Here is a 17,322-nt window from a genome sequence, read left to right on the forward strand (position 1 = left end):
GTGGCCAACCCGGACGAGAACATCGCCGACGTCTGGGCGCAGACCCTGAGCATCCTCGAGGCGAGCCCGGACATCACCCCGCGACAGATCGCGTTCATCCGGCTGGCCAAGCCGCTCGCGATCCTCGACGACACGGTGTTCATCGCGGTGCCGCACGAGCAGACCCGCACCTACCTCGAGACCCGCGTGCGCGACGAGCTCGTGACGGCGATGTCCTCGTGCCTCGGACGCGACGTCCGCTTCGGCATCACGGTCGACCCGGAGCTCAGCTCGGACCCGGTCGTCGCCCCAGCCTCCCGCCCCGCCGTGGAGCGGCCGTACATCGAGCCGGACGACGGTCTTCCCGATCTCCCGCCCCCTCCCCCGCCGCGCCCCCAGGCCGAGCCGAGCCGGCTCAACCCCAAGTACGTCTTCGAGACGTTCGTCATCGGGTCGTCGAACAGGTTCGCGCACGCGGCGGCGGTCGCCGTCGCCGAGGCGCCCGCCAAGGCCTACAACCCGCTGTTCATCTACGGGGACTCGGGCCTCGGCAAGACGCACCTGCTGCACGCGATAGGCCACTACGCGCACAACCTCTACCCGAACGTCCGCGTGCGCTATGTGAACTCCGAGGAGTTCACCAACGACTTCATCAACTCGATCGGTGAGGGCAAGGCGGGCGCGTTCCAGCGCCGCTACCGGGACGTCGACGTCCTCCTCATCGACGACATCCAGTTCCTCCAGGGCAAGGAACAGACGATGGAGGAGTTCTTCCACACCTTCAACGCCCTCCACAACGCCAACAAGCAGGTCGTCATCACGTCCGACCTGCCGCCCAAGCAGCTCAACGGGTTCGAGGACCGGCTCCGCTCCCGGTTCGAGTGGGGTCTCATCACCGACGTCCAGCCGCCGGACCTCGAGACGCGCATCGCGATCCTCCGCAAGAAGGCGTCGAGCGAGCGGCTCGCGGCCCCGGACGACGTGCTCTCCTACATCGGCTCCCGTATCTCGACGAACATCCGCGAGCTCGAGGGCGCGCTGATCCGGGTGACGGCCTTCGCGAACCTCAACCGCCAGCAGGTCGACCTCCCGCTCGCCGAGATCGTCCTCAAGGACCTCATCACCGACGAGGACAGCGCGGAGATCACCCCCGCCGCGATCATCGCGCAGACGGCCGCGTACTTCGGCCTGACGATCGACGACCTCTGCGGGAGCTCTCGCTCGCGCGTCCTCGTCACCGCACGGCAGATCGCCATGTACCTGTGCCGTGAGCTGACCGATCTCTCGTTGCCGAAGATCGGCCAGCAGTTCGGCGGGCGCGACCACACGACGGTCATGCACGCGAACCGCAAGATCACCGAGCAGATGGCGGAGCGACGGTCCACCTACAACCAGGTCACCGAGCTGACGAGCAGGATCAAGCAGCAGCACCGGGGCTGAGGCGCGTCGCTGTGGGCCGGCTCGCGCAGGCCGCCAGCCACGCCGGGAGGTCCGGTCCGTCGTTCGGCGGCCGTCTCCACACCTCCCGCGCGGGCGGCCGCTCGCTTCCGGCCGCCGGCACGCTCCCCGTCACACGCCGACGCCGTCGGGTGTCGACGCGATCCACGCGTCTCGCCGTGCCGACCCTCCGTCCGCGGCGCGCTCCCCTCAACGGTCCATGCCGGACTCCGGCGCGGGCAAGGCCGTCGCACGTTCCCGCAGCAGCGGGCCTCGGGCGCCCACGTACCCGAATTGCCATGCCGACGGCGGCCAGTGCCCCCGACGCGCGGACTCCCGACGTCAACCGCCTCGTCCACACCCATCCACAGAGATGCCCACCGGAGTGCATCAACCTGTGGATACACCCCTCGCGAGCGTCCCGACGCGGCCGGGAGAGCGGAGGGAATCGCTTCGTACACAGCGTGTGGGTCAAGTTGTCCACAGTCATCCACAGGACACCTGTGAGTTGTGACATCCGCGTGATCTGGGGAGCCACGATCGACCACAGCACCCAGTGCCTCGTCACAATCCGCGGGGTACCGAGCGTTTTTCCCGGGAGGGCTGTGGAAAGGGTGCGTCGTGCACAGTCTGTGGACGGCGCTCGGAGCCGTCCGCTGTGCACGCGTCTGTGGATAACTGTGGACGACCGGCCCTACGTTGTGGACGGGGAGGCTCCCAACGGTGGACGGCGTGTGGGGACAGATCGGTCGCCCACAGGCCGTGCGACTTTCCCACAGCGAGAGCACGGGTTCGTCCACACGCGTTTTCGCCTTCTGACCTGCGCTGACACCCGTTTTCCACGCATTCCACAACCCCTATGACGACGACGAAGGTTTGATCAAGGGGGAATTCCACACGCCTTCATCAGGCTCCGGCGGCCGACCCGCGCCACCTGCTCCGACCACGATCCCGTACCGGCCGCGGACCGGCCACCGGCGTGCCGACGGAGGGGCAGGCCACACGGGTCGCCGCCATGGCGACATCGCTCCACAGGACCGTCCCCAGGCACCTCGTTCCAGTTCCTCCGGACCTGCTCCTCGCGTAGGGTTCATGCACGACACGTGTGCGCGGACCTGCGACCCGAGCTCCTCGCGTCCCCCGCCACGGGCTTTCGCTCCAGCGGCCAGGACGTGCTCAGCCCGAGGACGAGCCGTGCGCCGAGGCGCAGCCGGACGGCACATGTGAAGATCGAGTCCGATCAGGACGTTGGGACGAGAGGGTGTGGGATGAAGTTCCGGGTTGAGCGTGATGTCCTGGCCGACGCGGTGACCTGGACGGCGCGGACCCTGCCGACCCGTCCACCCGCCCCGGTGCTCGCCGGTGTGCGGCTCGAGGCCGACGCGTCCGGGACGATCGGGCTCTCGAGCTTCGACTACGAGGTCTCGGCCCGCTCGGAGATCCCCGCCGAGGTGAGCGAGCCCGGCACGGTGCTCGTCTCCGGCCGCCTGCTCGCCGAGATCTCGCGCGCGCTCCCGGCGAAGCCGGTCGACGTCGTCCTCGAGGGCAGCAAGGTCACCGTGACCTGTGGCGCGAGCCGCTTCACGCTCCTCACCATGCCTGTGGACGAGTACCCCGCCCTGCCCGCCATGCCCGAGCTCTCCGGGACGGTCTCCGGCGACGAGCTGACGAACGCCGTCGCGCAGGTCACGGTCGCGGCGAGCCGCGACGACACGCTCCCGCTGCTCACGGGGGTCCGGGTCGAGATCGAGGGCGAGAAGATCACGCTGCTCGCCACGGACCGCTACCGCCTGGCGCTCCGCGAGCTCACGTGGACCCCCGTCACCCCCAGCTACTCGGCGGTCGCGCTCGTCCGGGCCCGCACCCTCAACGACGTGGCCAAGTCGCTCGGCAGCTCGGGTCTCGTGAACGTCGGCCTGAACACCGGGGCCGGGGTAGACCTCGTCGGCTTCGAGGCGGGCGGCCGCCACACCACGTCGCAGCTCGTCGACGGCGACTACCCCGCCGTGCGTCGGCTGTTCCCCGACGAGACCCCGATCCACGCGGTCGTCCCCACGGCTCCGCTCATCGACGCGGCCAAGCGCGTCTCGCTCGTCGCGGAGCGCAACACCCCGATCCGGCTGTCGTTCACGGACGGGCAGGTCGTGCTCGACGCGGGGCAGGGCGACGACGCGCAGGCGTCCGAGGCGCTGGAGGCCGTGCTCGTGGGCGAGGACATCTCGGTGGCCTTCAACCCGCAGTTCCTCCTCGACGGTCTCGGGGCTCTCGGGACGGACTTCGTGCGCCTGAGCTTCACGCACCCGAACAAGCCCGTGGAGTTCACCGGGCAGGACTCGCTGGACGGCGAGGACTCCTCGCACTACCGCTACCTGCTCGTGCCGATCCGCTTCGCGGGCTGACCGCGCGGACGGCTCCGCCCCCGTCTCTCGACCGCATCACCGCACCCCGGAGGACTCGCATGGTCACGCGCATCGGACTCGTCGGCCTCGGCAAGATGGGCAACAACATGCGGGCGCGCGTCCGCGCCGCCGGCATCGAGGTCGTCGGCTACGACCCTCGCCCGGAGGTCTCCGACGTCGCGACCCTCGCTGATCTCGTCGCGGCCCTGCCCGACGACGGTCCGCGCATCGTGTGGGTCATGGTGCCCGCGGGCGAGCCGACGCGGGGCGTCGTCACCGAGCTGGGCGCCCTGCTCGGCGCCGGGGACTTCGTCATCGAGGGCGGCAACTCGTACTACGCGGAGGACCAGGCACGAGCCGCCGAGCTGGCCGAGAAGGGCGTGGGCTACCTCGACGTCGGCGTCTCGGGCGGAGTCTGGGGCCTTGAGAACGGTTACGGCCTCATGGTCGGCGGCGACCCGGTCCATGTCGAGGCCGCCATGCCGATCTTCGACGCGCTGCGGCCCGACGGGCCGCGCGAGGAGGGCTTCGTCCACGCGGGTGAGGTCGGTGCCGGCCACTTCGCCAAGATGGTCCACAACGGTATCGAGTACGGCCTCATGCAGGCGTACGCGGAGGGCTACGAGCTCCTCGCCGCGAAGAGCGGGCTCGTCAAGGACGTGCACGGCACGATGAAGGCGTGGACGCGCGGCACGGTCGTGCGGTCCTGGCTCCTCGACCTGTTCGTCAAGGCGCTCGAGGAGGACCCTCAGCTCGCCGAGATCGACGACTGGGTCGACGACTCCGGCGAGGGTCGCTGGACGGTCGACGAGGCCATCGACAACGCCGTCCCGCTGCCGGTCATCTCGGCCGCGCTCTTCGCGCGCTTCGCCTCCCGGCAGGAGCAGTCCCCGGCGCTCAAGGCCGTCGCCGCCCTGCGGCAGCAGTTCGGCGGGCACGCCGTCAAGGCAGCAGGCCCGGCCTCCCCGGGGGCCGGCCCGCTCGAGCCCCCGGCCTGACCGGGGCGTCCGCCCGCCTCGTCCCCGACCTCACGCCGGACCCATGTACGTCTCGCACCTGTCCCTCGTCGACTTCCGGTCGTACGAGTCCGTCGACGTCGAGCTCGTCCCGGGCGTGAACGCCCTCGTCGGGCAGAACGGCCAGGGCAAGACGAACCTCGTCGAGGCGATCGGGTACGTGGCGACGCTCGCGAGCCACCGGGTCGCGGGGGACGCGGCGCTCGTCCGCGCCGGCGCCACACGAGCCGTCGTCCGGACGCGGGTCGTCCGGGGCGACCGGGCGAGCACGGTCGAGCTGGAGATCGCCTCCGGCCGCGCGAACCGGGCCCGTGTCAACCGCTCGCCCGCGCAGCGGCCGCGCGACGTCCTCGGCATCGTGCGGACCGTCCTCTTCGCGCCGGAGGACCTCGCCCTGGTCAAGGGCGACCCGGACGGTCGCCGCCGGTTCCTCGACCAGCTCGCCGTCCTCCTGGTCCCCCGGGTCGCGGCGCTCCTCGCGGACTACGAGCGCGTCCTGCGGCAGCGTGGCGCGCTCCTCAAGTCCGCGACAGCGCTCCGGGGTCGGAGCCGCGGGACCCGGCGTCCCGTGGCCGCGGAGCCGCCGCCGGACGACGATTCGCCCGAGGGCGCATCGTCCCCCCTCGCGACGCTCGAGGTCTGGGACGCGCGGCTCGCGAGCCTCGGCGCCGAGATCACGGCTCTGCGTCTCCAGCTCGTGGCGGCCCTCACGCCGTACGTCGCGGAGGCGTACGAGCAGGTCAGCGCCGGGCAGGGCGAGGCGCGGATCGCGTACCGCTCGTCGGTCGACGAGGCGCTCGACCCGGACGGGGCCGACGCCGCCGCCCCTGCCCCGGGCGCCACGGTCCCCGACGGCGACGGTCCGACGTCGGGCCTCCCCGACGCGCCGACGCTCGAGAAGCGCATGCTGGATGCCATGCGGGTGGTGCGGGCGAAGGAGGTCGAGCGCGGGGTGAACCTCGTCGGGCCGCACCGCGACGACGTCGTGCTCACCCTCGGCGGCCTGCCGGCGAAGGGCTACGCGAGCCACGGCGAGTCGTGGTCGTTCGCGCTCGCCCTGCGCCTCGCGTCGTACCGGCTCCTCAAGGACGGGGCGCCGGCGGGGCTCGACTCCCTCCTGTGGGCGGACCAGTGGGGTCCCGACGGCGAGCCCGTCCTCGTGCTCGACGACGTGTTCGCGGAGCTCGACGTCCGGCGGCGCGAGCGGCTGGCCGAGCTCGTCGCGGGCGCCGGCCAGGTGATCATCACCGCGGCCGTGCCCGACGACGTCCCCGCCCTCCTGGACGGGGCGCGGTTCGCCGTCCACGAAGGGACGGTGACCCGTGTCGAACCGTGACGGGTCGCGCGGCGCCGCGTCGTCCGACGCCCCTGGGCCACCCTGGGAGGGGGAGAGGGCGGCGGCCTCGCCAGGCGGCCCCACGTCGGCGCACCCGACTGCCGAGGACCGGGACGAGGTGGGGCCTCGGGCGACGGGGGTGCCCGTCGGGGACGTCGTGGAGCTGACGCCGCCCGCGGAGGTGGCACGGCAGGCGCTCAACCGGGCGAAGGCGGCGGCCCGGGCGAAGGGACTGCGGCCGGGGCAGGAGCCTCGCCGCCGGATCCTGGCCGACCCACCCACGTCGGGCGCCCGGCCGGGCGGCCGCGACCCCCAGCTCCTGGGCGACGTCGTCGCGCACCTGCTGCGGGAGCGCGACTGGGTCGCCGACGTGTCGGTGGGCGGCGTCGTCGGACGGTGGCGCGAGGTGGTCGGCGACCAGGTGGCGGACCACTGCGAGCCCGAGACGTTCGAGGACAAGGTCCTCGTGGTGCGTGCGGACTCGACCGCGTGGGCGACGCAGGTGCGTCTGCTCGCACCGCAGCTCCTCGAACGGCTCGCGCACGAGGTCGGCGAGGGCGTGGTGGAGACGGTCACGGTCCTCGGGCCGGCGGGGCCGAGCTTCCGGCGCGGCAAGAAGTCGGTCCGCGGGCCCGGCCCGCGCGACACCTGGGGCTGAGGCTCGACGGCGCCGGCCGCGTCGACCACAGGCGCACCAGCGGCGGTGGCGACGGACGACGAGGCCCGCCGTGACCGGGTCACGGCGGGCCTCGCGGGTGTGGTGACCGGGGCGCTGGTCACCACGTCATGGGGTCAGGACTGCACGCGACGGCGCAGCCAGAACACCAGCGCGCCGCCACCGACGAGCAGCGCGGCGAACGCCGCGGCTCCGGCGACGGTCGCACCGGTCGTTGCGAGCTCGGGACCGCTCGCCCCTGCGGGTGCGGGGACGTCCTCGGCCGCGACGGGCGTGACGGGAGGGTTGGCGCACGCGCTGGTCGCCGGCGGGTAGGACACGACCGTCGAGTACTCCGGGTTGACCTCGAAGAGGACCTCGACGCCGTCACGCGTCCAGGCGTAGTTGCCCTCGGTCTCGGTGTACGACCCGTCCTCGTTGCGGACGAACCCGGGCCACTGCTTCGGCTCCTCTGCCGACGCGCCGGGCCACAGGAGCGTGCCGCTGAGCGGCTGTCCGGTCACCACGTAGTCCTCGCCCCCGTTGGGGTGCAGGAACGTGATGGTGAGCGGGTTCTCCTCGTCGACGGTCACGCCCTCGGGCAGGGCGACCTCGTAGCCGAGGTAGGGGACGTCGCCCTGGCAGACCGCCTCGATCGCGCCCGGGACGAGCGCGCACTCCTCCTGCGCGGGCAGCAGGTCCTCCACCGGGAACAGGGCGCTGCGCCCGTCCTCGGCGACGACGTATCCGAGCTGCGCCGTCTCCTCCGAGAACTCGACGGAGGCATCCTTCGGCTCCGCGACGACGCCCTCGGCCGTGGTGGTGTACCGGAACTGCGCCGACTCGGCCGGGAGGTTCTGCTCGGTGAGCTCAGCACCGCACACCTCGACCGCGGCCGGGACGACCGGCGTCGCCGGGGCGACGACGGGCTCGTCGACCGGCTCCGGCGTGTCGCACGCGCCCTCGGGGAACAGGTTCGCCAGGTCCTGGTGGTCCCAGGCGATCAGCGTGCCGGCGGGGAAGTCGCCGAGGTGCTTGCCGTCCGGCGAGTAGAGGATGTCCGTCGGGAGGGCGTCGAGCCCGCCGGGAAGGTCGACGAGATCCTGCTGGACGCCCCACGCGGTGCACAGATCCTCGGTGGTCACGTCGGGCTCGATCGTCTTCGCGACCTCGCGCACGGCCTCCAGGTCGAGCGGCGCCACGAGCCAGGTCTTGTCCCACGGCTTCTCGGGCAGCGCGACCTCGTTGCTCGTGACGATCTTCTGCGGGCCCGAGTTCTCCCAGGCGGCAGGGTTCTTCGGGTCGAGCTTGGGGTAGACGTAGACGCCGACCTGGACGGGGCTCTCCTCCTCGGGAGCCTCGCAGGCGGTCGTGGAGCCCTTCCAGGACTTGTCGTACCGGCTGTTGTCCGAGGCGTCGACGGCGACGCTCCAGGTGTGGTCCCGGGTCGGGTCCAGCTCGTAGGTCTTCTTGAAGTGCCCGTCGAAGCTGCGGGGCTCGAGCGTCGTGCCGTCGACGACGACGGTCAGGCCGTTCCCGGGCGCATAGGCCCAGAGGTCGACCTTCAGGCTCTGGCAGTCGGCGACGGGTCCGCCGCTGTGGGCGGAGGCGGGTGCCGCGGTGGCCACGAGCAGGCCACCGAGCGCGAGCGCTGTCGTCGCGACGCTCGCGAGGAGTCTCTTCACGAGGTGAGGGTCCCTTCGGGGGTGAGGCCGCCCGCACGCGGATCACTCCTGCGCGGGACGACGCGCGAATCATGATTGTGTGTGGTATTAGACCACTTTCCTCGTGAAATACCGATTCCCGACTTGTCCCGAAGGGAGCGTTCCCACGGTGCGGACGGCCTGCCCCGCGCGGACGGCTGCGACGCCCGCGCCGAGGCGGCTCCCCGACCGGTGGACAACGCCTGTGGACAACTTTGTGGAGGAGTCTCGACGACGGCGCGCGGATCGAGTCGTGAAAGCCGGGGACGCCGTCCCCAGGAGGGCCACAATCCGCGGAATTCGGCTCGTGGCGGGTAGACTGGGGAGGTCATTCCGGGTCTGTTCACCACCCGTGCGCGCAGCCCTTCCGAGGAGGCGCGGCCGGCCGTCCACGGCCGACCGTCCGCCGTCGCGGAGGAGGCGACGCCGACCGTGGTGCGGGCCCGGAACCCTTGAGCAGCAGCGACCGCTTCCGCACGAACGCGGGCGCAGCGTGCACGACGACGAGGAGCAGTCCTGCCCGTGGCAGACCACACCGACACCGCCATCTCCGACCCGACGGCGTCCGCGGAGGCGGCACCCTCGGCGGGCGGCGGCTACGACGCGAGCAACATCACCGTCCTCGAGGGCCTCGAGGCGGTCCGCAAGCGTCCGGGCATGTACATCGGCTCGACGGGTGAGCGAGGCCTCCACCACCTTGTGTACGAGGTTGTGGATAACTCTGTGGACGAGGCTCTCGCCGGCCACGCGGACACGATCGACGTGACGCTCCTCGCCGACGGGGGCGTGCGCGTCGTCGACAACGGGCGGGGCATCCCCGTCGCGATCCACCCCACCGAGGGCCGGCCCACGGTCGAGGTCGTCATGACGATCCTGCACGCGGGCGGCAAGTTCGGCGGCGGCGGGTACGCCGTCTCGGGCGGTCTGCACGGCGTCGGCATCTCGGTCGTCAACGCGCTCTCGTCCCGCGTGGTCACCGAGGTCCAGCGTGACGGCTACGCCTGGCGCCAGGAGTTCGCCGACGGCGGCAAGCCCGTGGGCGAGCTGCACCGCGGGGAGGCGACGCAGGCGACGGGAACGACGCAGACGTTCTGGGCCGACCCGACCATCTTCGAGACCACCGAGTACGACTTCGAGACCCTGCGCGCGCGGTTCCAGCAGTACGCGTTCCTCAACAAGGGCCTGCGGATCACGCTCACCGACGAGCGCCCCGCGCACCTCGACACCGGGGACGAGGTCACGGGCGAGGCCGAGGACGGCACGCCCGCGAGCGGCGACGAGACGTCGTCGGGCGCGGCGTCCGCTGCGCGCACGGTGAGCTACAAGTACGACGGCGGCCTCATCGACTACGTGAAGCACCTCAACGGCGCCAAGAAGGTCGAGCTCGTCCACCCCGACGTCATCGACATCGAGTCGGAGGACACCGAGAGGCGGATCTCCGTCGAGATCGCGATGCAGTGGACCAGCGCCTACTCGGAGTCCGTCCACACGTTCGCCAACACGATCTCCACGACCGAGGGCGGCACGCACGAGGAGGGCTTCCGCGCGGCGATGACCTCGCTGGTCAACCGCTACGCGCGCGACAAGGGCATCCTCAAGGAGAAGGACGACAACCTCACGGGCGACGACATCCGCGAGGGCCTGACGGCGGTCATCTCCGTCAAGCTGGGCGAGCCGCAGTTCGAGGGGCAGACGAAGACGAAGCTCGGCAACACCGAGGCGAAGACGTTCGTCCAGCGCGTCGTCAACGAGCGTCTCAACGACTGGTTCGACTCGCACCCGAACGAGGCCCGCGACGTCCTGCGCAAGGCGATCCAGGCGTCGCAGGCCCGCCTCGCCGCGCGCAAGGCGCGCGAGGCGACGCGCCGCAAGGGCCTGCTGGAGTCGGGCGGCATGCCCGGCAAGCTGCGGGACTGCCAGTCGAACCGCGCCGAGGAGTGCGAGATCTTCATCGTGGAGGGTGACTCCGCCGGCGGCTCCGCCGTCCGCGGTCGCAACCCGCGGACGCAGGCGATCCTCCCGATCCGCGGCAAGATCCTCAACGTCGAGCGCGCGCGCCTCGACCGAGCCCTGTCCAACCAGGAGGTCCAGTCGATCATCACCGCGTTCGGCACGGGGATCGGCGAGGACTTCGACCTCACCAAGCTGCGGTACCACAAGATCGTCCTCATGGCAGATGCCGACGTCGACGGCCAGCACATCGCGACGCTCCTGCTCACGCTGCTCTTCCGGTACATGCGCCCCCTCATCGAGAACGGGCACGTCTACCTCGCGCAGCCGCCGCTGTACCGGCTCAAGTGGTCGAACGCCCCGCACGACTACGTCTACTCGGACAAGGAGCGCGACGCGTTCCTCGCGTCGGGGCAGGCCGCGGGCAAGCGGATCCCCAAGGAGAACGGGATCCAGCGCTACAAGGGTCTGGGCGAGATGGACTACTCGGAGCTGTGGGACACGACGATGGACCCCGAGCACCGCACGCTCAACCAGGTCACCCTGGACGACGCCGCCGCCGCGGACGAGATCTTCTCGGTCCTCATGGGCGAGGACGTCGAGTCCCGCCGCAGCTTCATCCAGCGGAACGCGAAGGACGTGCGGTTCCTTGACATCTGACCGGCCGGCGCCCGCCCCGCGCGGGCGACCGGCCCGCGAACGCGCCCCGGCGGCGCGGACCGCGGCAGACGACGAGCGCAGCGAGCACGCAGGAACGAACGAACGAGGTAGACCGTGACCGACGAGCAGAACCCCGAGACCGAGCCCACGGCTCCCGGCGACGGGGCCGAGGAGATCGTGCACGCCGACGGTACGGCGGTCGCCGTGCACCACGGGCGCATCGAGCAGGTCGACCTCCAGCTCGAGATGCAGCGGTCGTACCTCGACTACGCGATGAGCGTCATCGTCGGGCGTGCGCTGCCGGACGTGCGCGACGGCCTCAAGCCCGTGCACCGCCGCGTGCTGTACGCGATGTACGACGGCGGCTACCGTCCGGACCGTTCGTACTCGAAGTGCTCGCGCGTCGTCGGCGACGTCATGGGCAAGTTCCACCCGCACGGCGACAGCGCGATCTACGACGCGCTCGTGCGCCTCGTGCAGGACTGGTCGCTGCGCTACCCGCTGGTCGCCGGCCAGGGGAACTTCGGCTCGCCCGGCAACGACCCGGCGGCCGCCCCGCGGTACACCGAGTGCCGCATGGCCCCGATCGCCATGGAGATGGTCCGGGACATCGACAAGGACACCGTCGACTTCCAGGACAACTACGACGGCCGCACGCAGGAGCCGGCGGTCCTGCCGTCGCGGTTCCCGAACCTGCTGGTCAACGGCTCGGCGGGCATCGCGGTCGGCATGGCGACGAACATCCCGCCGCACAACCTGCGCGAGGTGGCCGAGGGCGTCCAGTGGCACCTGGACCACCCCGAGGCGAGCCGTGAGGAGCTTCTCGCGGCACTCCTGCTGCGCATCAAGGGTCCGGACTTCCCGACCGGCGCGACGATCCTCGGCCACAAGGGCATCGAGGAGGCGTACCGGACCGGCCGCGGCTCGATCACCATGCGTGCGGTGGTCAACGTCGAGGAGATCCAGGGCCGCGTCTGCCTGGTCGTCACCGAGCTCCCCTACCAGGTGAACCCCGACAACCTCGCGGCGAAGATCGCCGACCTCGTCAAGGACGGCCGCGTCCAGGGCATCGCGGACATCCGCGACGAGACGTCGGGCCGCACGGGCCAGCGACTCGTGGTCGTGCTCAAGCGCGACGCCGTGGCGAAGGTCGTGCTCAACAACCTGTACAAGCACACGCAGCTCCAGGACACGTTCGGTGCGAACATGCTCGCGCTGGTCGACGGCGTCCCGCGCACGCTGAGCCTCGACGCGTTCGTCCGGCACTGGACGACCCACCAGCTCGACGTCGTCGTGCGTCGCACGCGCTACCTGCTCTCCGAGGCGGAGCGCAGCATCCACATCCTGCGCGGCTACCTCAAGGCGCTGGACGCGCTCGACGAGGTCATCGCCCTCATCCGGCGCTCCCCCGACGTCGAGGTGGCGCGCTCGGGCCTCATGGAGCTGCTGGGCGTGGACGAGGTCCAGGCGACGGCGATCCTCAACCTCCAGCTCCGCCGTCTGGCCGCGCTGGAGCGGCAGAAGATCCTCGACGAGCACGACGAGCTCGAGCGCAAGATCCTCGACTACGAGGACATCCTCGCCAAGCCGGAGCGCCAGCGGACGATCGTCGGCGAGGAGATGGGCGAGATCGTCGCCAAGTACGGCGACGAGCGCCGCACGACGATCCTCCCCTTCGACGGCGAGGTCTCGATCGAGGACCTCATCGCCGAGGAGGAGATGGTCGTCACGATCACGCGCGGCGGCTACGTGAAGCGGACGCGCAGCGACAACTACCGCGCGCAGAAGCGTGGCGGCAAGGGCGTGCGCGGCGCGCAGCTGCGCGAGGACGACATCGTCGACCACTTCTTCGTGACGACGACGCACCACTGGCTGCTGTTCTTCACGAACCTCGGGCGGGTCTACCGCGCCAAGGCGTACGAGCTCCCCGAGGGCGGCCGCGACGCCAAGGGGCAGCACGTGGCCAACCTGCTCGCGTTCCAGCCCGGCGAGAAGATCGCGCAGGTGCTCGACCTGCGCGACTACGACGCCGCGGAGTACCTGGTCCTGGCGACCCGCCGCGGCCTCGTCAAGAAGACGCGGCTGTCCGAGTACGACTCGCCGCGCTCGGGCGGGCTCATCGCGATCAACCTGCGCGAGGACGAGGCGGGCACGCCGGACGAGCTCGTCGCGGCGCTGCTCGTGGACGCCGACGACGACCTCATCCTCGTCTCGCGCAAGGGCCAGTCGATCCGCTTCCCGGCGGGCGACGACACGATGCGGCCGCTGGGGCGCGCGACGTCGGGCGTGACGGGCATGAAGTTCCGCGAGGGCGACGAGCTGCTCTCGGCGGACGTGGTCGAGGAGGGTTCCGACCTCTTCGTCGTGACGGAGGGCGGGTTCGCCAAGCGCACGCGGATCGACGAGTACCGGGTCCAGGGGCGCGGCGGGCTGGGCATCAAGGTCGCGAACCTGGTGGAGGCTCGTGGAGATCTCGTGGGGGCTCTGGTGACAGAGGCCGACGACGAGGTGCTGGTGATCATGGAACGCGGGAAGATCGTGCGGTCCGCGGTCGACGAGGTGAACCTCACGGGCCGTAACACGCAGGGGGTGACGTTCGCGAAGCCCGACAAGGGCGACCGCATCATCGCGGTCGCGCGGAACGTCGAGCGTCGCCTCGGAGAGGATCGGGATACCGTGGAGGGCGAGGACGGGACCGGCACGGCCCCGGTCGGCACCGACACGAGCAGCGCACCGATCACCGACCCGACCGCCTCGTCCGACGGGGCGAGCGGGACCGAGCCGGCCCCCGGAACCACCGAGGAAACCAGATGAGCAGCGAGAACAACGCACCGCCGACGATCACGCCCCGGCTGACCGTGCCGCGCCCGGACACGGACACGACCTCGCGCGCCGGGGGTGCGTCCACGGCGAGCAAGCACGCGGAGTCGAACGGCGCGTCGAACGGTACGGCGTCCGGCGCCGTTCCCCCGCCGCCCCCGCCCCCGCCGCCGAGCCAGTCCGGGGGCCAGGCAGCGCCGGAGCGTGGCGTCGACGACGACGGGATGGAGCGCGCGTCGGGCGAGAGCCGCGTCGCCGTCGCCCGCGCCGGCGCCGTGAAGGCGGCCGCTGCGGCCATCGCCGCGGCGAAGACCGCGGCCAAGAAGGTCTCTGCCGCGGTCCCGGCCGCGCCGGCGGAGTCCGACCCGCAGCAGCCCGGTCACGACGAGATCGACGACGAGACGGTGAGGCGCGTGCCCACGACCACCTCGGCGGCCCCCAGCGCCTCGGCGGCTCCGGCCGCGACGACCGCCGCGGCGGCAGCCTCGCTGCACTACTCCGCGGCCGGCGTGTCCGGTTCCGCCACCCCGCTCACCGGCGCCACGCCCGCCGCGGGCCCGGCGACGGGCGCCACGCCCACGGTCCGGCACGACGGCGGCCCGCGCCGCGTCCGGCTCGCGGTCTCGCGCATCGACCCCTGGTCCGCGATGAAGCTCGGCTTCCTGCTCGCCGTCGCGATCGGCATCATGACCGTCGTCGCGACGGCCGTGGTCTGGTACGTCCTCGACGGCATGATGGTCTTCGCCAAGATCGAGGACCTGTTCACGCAGATCGTCGGCACCGAGACGGACGTGGACATCCAGCAGTACGTCGCGTTCGGCCGCGTGATCTCCATCGCCACGCTGCTCGGCGTGGTGAACGTGGTGATCATCACCGCGCTGTCGACGATCATGGCGTTCCTGTACAACATCGTCGCCGCGCTCGTGGGCGGCGTGCACCTCACGCTCACGGACGACTGACCCGGAGCGGCTCCCGGTCCGGGGGTCACAGGCCCCTCGGTTTGGGTCTGCGGCTCCCGGTGGGGTAACCTCAATCGCTGCCTGCGAGCGGAGCGGCCCCCCGGGGCTGTCCGGCGAGGCGCGTACGGGCCTATAGCTCAGACGGTTAGAGCGCTTCCCTGATAAGGAAGAGGTCAGAGGTTCAAGTCCTCTTAGGCCCACTGCCGAACCCACTCGAGGGGGAACGTCATGAAGAAGCTTCTCGTCCTGCTCCTCGCCGCCGGCGCCGGATATCTCCTGTGGCGCAAGTACACGGAGGACAACGCCGAGCGTGACCTCTGGGCAGAGGTCACCGACACCTTCGAGTGAGCACGTCTCACTCCTGACCGGCCCCGGCCGCGTCACCCGGGGCCATGGCGCAATTGGTAGCGCACCTGCTTTGCAAGCAGGGGGTTGGGGGTTCGAGTCCCCCTGGCTCCACCACCGAAGGGCCTCCGACGTCTGCCGTCGGGGGTCCTTCGCGCTGTCCGAGGACGACCGCCCAGATCTCCCCCGAGGACGGCGCGCGCAAGGGTGCCGCGTCGAGCGTGCGGCTACGCTCTCTCCTACTCCGCCGCTCGAGGTGGGGAAGGGGGCGAGGGCGTGACCCAGGCACAGCCTCGACGGACTCCGCGCTGGATCGTGCTGGGCTTCCTGCTGGCCAGCTTCGCGTGGGCGCCGATCATCGCGATGTCGTTCACCGAGCCGCCGACGCCTCTGCTCACGGTGGCCTTCGTCGGTGGTCTGGCGCTCCTCGGCCTCGCGCTGCTGCTCGTCCTTCTCGACGCCGTCGCTCCCGCCCCGGACCGGGCGTCGCGGAGGTGGAAGGTCGCCCTGCTGGTCGCGCTCAGCGTGGCGCTCTGGGCCCCGACGTTCTCGTGGGCCGAGCCGGGTGAGCAACCCTGGGCGTGGCTCGCGGGCTTCGTCGTCGCCGCCTCGGGCCTGGGCGGCTGGCGCAGCGGCGTCGTGGTGGCCGTCGTCCTGGGTGGTGCTGCCGCGGCCGGCGGCGCCGTCTTCGACGGTGCGCCCCTCCCCGGCGTCGTCACGACTCTCGGCGTCGCCCTCACCGTGTGGGCGATGTGCCAGGCGCTGGTGTGGTTGCACCGGCTGTGGTGGTCCGCGCAGGACGGCCGGGAAGCACAGGCACGCCTCGCGGTGGCCGAGGAACGGCTGCGCGTCGGCCGGGAGCTGCACGACGTGCTCGGGCGACGCCTCGCCGTGATCGCGCTCAAGGCCGAGCGTGCCGCCGACCTGGCCGCGCTGGACCCCGACGCGGCCGCGGGCGAGAGCCGGAGCATCCGCGACCTCGCGGCCGGCGCGCTCCGGGAGGCCCGGCGCACGATCCACGGAGAGGCCGTGACGGATCTCCCGTCGCAGCTGCGGTCGGCGGACCTCGTGCTCCGCTCGGCAGGGATCACCCCGTCGGTCGCCGCCGATCCCCAGATGCTCGCGGCCGTGCCGCCCTCGCTCGCCGGGCTCTTCGCGACGGTCGTCCGCGAGGCCGTCACGAACGTCCTGCGGCACAGCGACGCCCGCACGGCATCGATCCGCCTCGTGGTGCAGGGACCGGTGACGACGCTGAGCGTGGAGAACGACGGCGTCCGCACCGCAGCGGGGACCGACGCGGCCGGCGGGACCGGTCTGGCGGCCCTCGCAGCACGGGCCGGTGCCGTGGGTGCGGAGCTCGTCGCGGGCCCGGACGGGGACGACCGCTTCGTGGTGCGGGTGAGACACCCGACGCCGTCGGGGAGGTCGTGATGAGCGGACGGATCCGGGTGCTCCTCGCCGAGGACGACGAGCTGATCCGGGAGGCCCTGGTCGGACTTCTGGAGCGGGAGCCGGACGTGGACGTCGTCGCCACCGCCCGCGACGGCCGCCAGGCGATCGATCGTGCGCTGCTCCACGCGCCCGACGTCGCCGTCGTCGACCTGCACATGCCCGAGGTGGACGGGCTCGGCGTCATCGCGGAGCTGGCTCGGGCGCTCCCCCGGTGCGCGGGCGTGATCCTCACCGGGCACGGCCACCCGCACGTGCTGCGCGAGGCCCTCGCCTCGGGGGCGCGGGGGTTCCTCGCAAAAGGGGCGCCGGGCACGGCGCTGGCGGACGTCGTCCGGCGGGTCCACGAGGGGCAGCGCTACGTCGATCCCGTGCTGGCCGCGGACGCCCTGACCGTGGCCCCGTCGCCGCTGACCGTCCGAGAGACCGCCGTGCTGGCGGCCGCGCAGCAGGACCGTGCCGTGCGCGACGTGGCTCGAGAGCTGTTCCTCTCGCCGGCCACGGTGCGCAACTACCTGGCATCGGTCAGCCGCAAGCTCGGGGCGGACAACAGGTCCCAGGCCTACCGCATCGCCCGCGAGAACGGCTGGGTCTGACGAGCCCCGGTCAGCGTG

At 71.7% G+C, this 17,322-nt stretch carries 12 protein-coding genes and 2 tRNA genes; 13 read left to right on the top strand and 1 reads right to left on the bottom strand.

Annotated features, from left to right (window positions below; all coding sequences use genetic code 11):
- From dnaA to ACN9MS_RS00025, 5 genes are all read left to right on the top strand, one after another.
- A complete protein-coding gene (gene dnaA / locus ACN9MS_RS00005) occupies positions 1–1,419 on the top strand; it encodes a chromosomal replication initiator protein DnaA (RefSeq protein WP_053370370.1) in 1,419 nt (472 codons plus the stop codon).
- A gap of 1,265 nt (positions 1,420–2,684) precedes the next feature.
- Complete coding sequence (gene dnaN, locus ACN9MS_RS00010) at positions 2,685–3,815, top strand: DNA polymerase III subunit beta (RefSeq protein ID WP_426310152.1); 1,131 nt, start codon at positions 2,685–2,687, stop codon at positions 3,813–3,815.
- A 59-nt stretch (positions 3,816–3,874) separates the two neighbouring features.
- The gene (gnd, locus tag ACN9MS_RS00015; RefSeq protein WP_426310153.1) at positions 3,875–4,813 is read left to right on the top strand and encodes a phosphogluconate dehydrogenase (NAD(+)-dependent, decarboxylating); all 939 of its coding nucleotides are present in this window, start codon (positions 3,875–3,877) and stop codon (positions 4,811–4,813) included.
- A 43-nt stretch (positions 4,814–4,856) separates the two neighbouring features.
- Complete coding sequence (gene recF, locus ACN9MS_RS00020) at positions 4,857–6,167, top strand: DNA replication/repair protein RecF (RefSeq protein WP_426310154.1); 1,311 nt, start codon at positions 4,857–4,859, stop codon at positions 6,165–6,167.
- A gap of 139 nt (positions 6,168–6,306) precedes the next feature.
- Complete coding sequence (locus ACN9MS_RS00025; RefSeq protein WP_426310155.1) at positions 6,307–6,825, top strand: DUF721 domain-containing protein; 519 nt, start codon at positions 6,307–6,309, stop codon at positions 6,823–6,825.
- A gap of 134 nt (positions 6,826–6,959) precedes the next feature.
- On the opposite strand, the gene ACN9MS_RS00030 is transcribed toward ACN9MS_RS00025, so the two are convergent.
- On the bottom strand, positions 6,960–8,507 hold the full coding sequence (locus ACN9MS_RS00030) for a hypothetical protein (protein ID WP_426310156.1): 1,548 nt from the start codon (positions 8,505–8,507) through the stop codon (positions 6,960–6,962).
- A gap of 564 nt (positions 8,508–9,071) precedes the next feature.
- On the opposite strand from ACN9MS_RS00030, the gene gyrB reads away from it, so the two are divergent.
- From gyrB to ACN9MS_RS00070, 8 genes are all read left to right on the top strand, one after another.
- Positions 9,072–11,135, top strand: a complete 2,064-nt coding sequence (gyrB, locus tag ACN9MS_RS00035; protein WP_426311940.1) for a DNA topoisomerase (ATP-hydrolyzing) subunit B — start codon at positions 9,072–9,074, stop codon at positions 11,133–11,135.
- Positions 11,136–11,309: 174 nt separating this feature from the next.
- The gene (gene gyrA / locus ACN9MS_RS00040) at positions 11,310–13,949 is read left to right on the top strand and encodes a DNA gyrase subunit A (RefSeq protein ID WP_426311941.1); all 2,640 of its coding nucleotides are present in this window, start codon (positions 11,310–11,312) and stop codon (positions 13,947–13,949) included.
- On the top strand, positions 13,946–14,914 hold the full coding sequence (locus ACN9MS_RS00045; RefSeq protein ID WP_426310157.1) for a DUF3566 domain-containing protein: 969 nt from the start codon (positions 13,946–13,948) through the stop codon (positions 14,912–14,914). The genes gyrA and ACN9MS_RS00045 overlap by 4 nt, the downstream gene beginning before the upstream one ends.
- A 126-nt stretch (positions 14,915–15,040) precedes the next feature.
- Positions 15,041–15,114 (top strand) — tRNA-Ile (locus ACN9MS_RS00050).
- 28 nt (positions 15,115–15,142) lie between these two features.
- Entirely contained in the window at positions 15,143–15,262 is a 120-nt protein-coding gene (locus ACN9MS_RS00055) for a DLW-39 family protein (protein ID WP_208863433.1), read from the top strand.
- Positions 15,263–15,300: 38 nt separating this feature from the next.
- Positions 15,301–15,376: transfer RNA gene (locus ACN9MS_RS00060), tRNA-Ala, on the top strand.
- Between the two features lie 159 nt (positions 15,377–15,535).
- Entirely contained in the window at positions 15,536–16,690 is a 1,155-nt protein-coding gene (locus tag ACN9MS_RS00065; RefSeq protein ID WP_426310158.1) for a sensor histidine kinase, read from the top strand.
- Positions 16,690–17,304 (top strand): response regulator, encoded by a 615-nt coding sequence (locus tag ACN9MS_RS00070; protein ID WP_426310159.1) that lies wholly within the window; start codon positions 16,690–16,692, stop codon positions 17,302–17,304. The genes ACN9MS_RS00065 and ACN9MS_RS00070 overlap by 1 nt, the downstream gene beginning before the upstream one ends.
- Positions 17,305–17,322 lie beyond the last annotated feature (18 nt).

The sequence above is a fragment of the Cellulosimicrobium sp. E-16 genome (assembly GCF_049913115.1).
Classification (GTDB): Bacteria; Actinomycetota; Actinomycetes; order Actinomycetales; family Cellulomonadaceae; genus Cellulosimicrobium.

What these genes read in the sequence shown, in the direction of transcription:
- recF (WP_426310154.1), top strand. Translation starts at nt 4,857, where the DNA reads ATGTACGTCTCGCACCTGTCCCTCGTCGACTTCCGGTCGTACGAGTCC.
- dnaN (WP_426310152.1), top strand. Translation starts at nt 2,685, where the DNA reads ATGAAGTTCCGGGTTGAGCGTGATGTCCTGGCCGACGCGGTGACCTGG.
- ACN9MS_RS00055 (WP_208863433.1), top strand. Translation starts at nt 15,143, where the DNA reads ATGAAGAAGCTTCTCGTCCTGCTCCTCGCCGCCGGCGCCGGATATCTC.
- ACN9MS_RS00045 (WP_426310157.1), top strand. Translation starts at nt 13,946, where the DNA reads ATGAGCAGCGAGAACAACGCACCGCCGACGATCACGCCCCGGCTGACC.
- gnd (WP_426310153.1), top strand. Translation starts at nt 3,875, where the DNA reads ATGGTCACGCGCATCGGACTCGTCGGCCTCGGCAAGATGGGCAACAAC.
- ACN9MS_RS00070 (WP_426310159.1), top strand. Translation starts at nt 16,690, where the DNA reads ATGAGCGGACGGATCCGGGTGCTCCTCGCCGAGGACGACGAGCTGATC.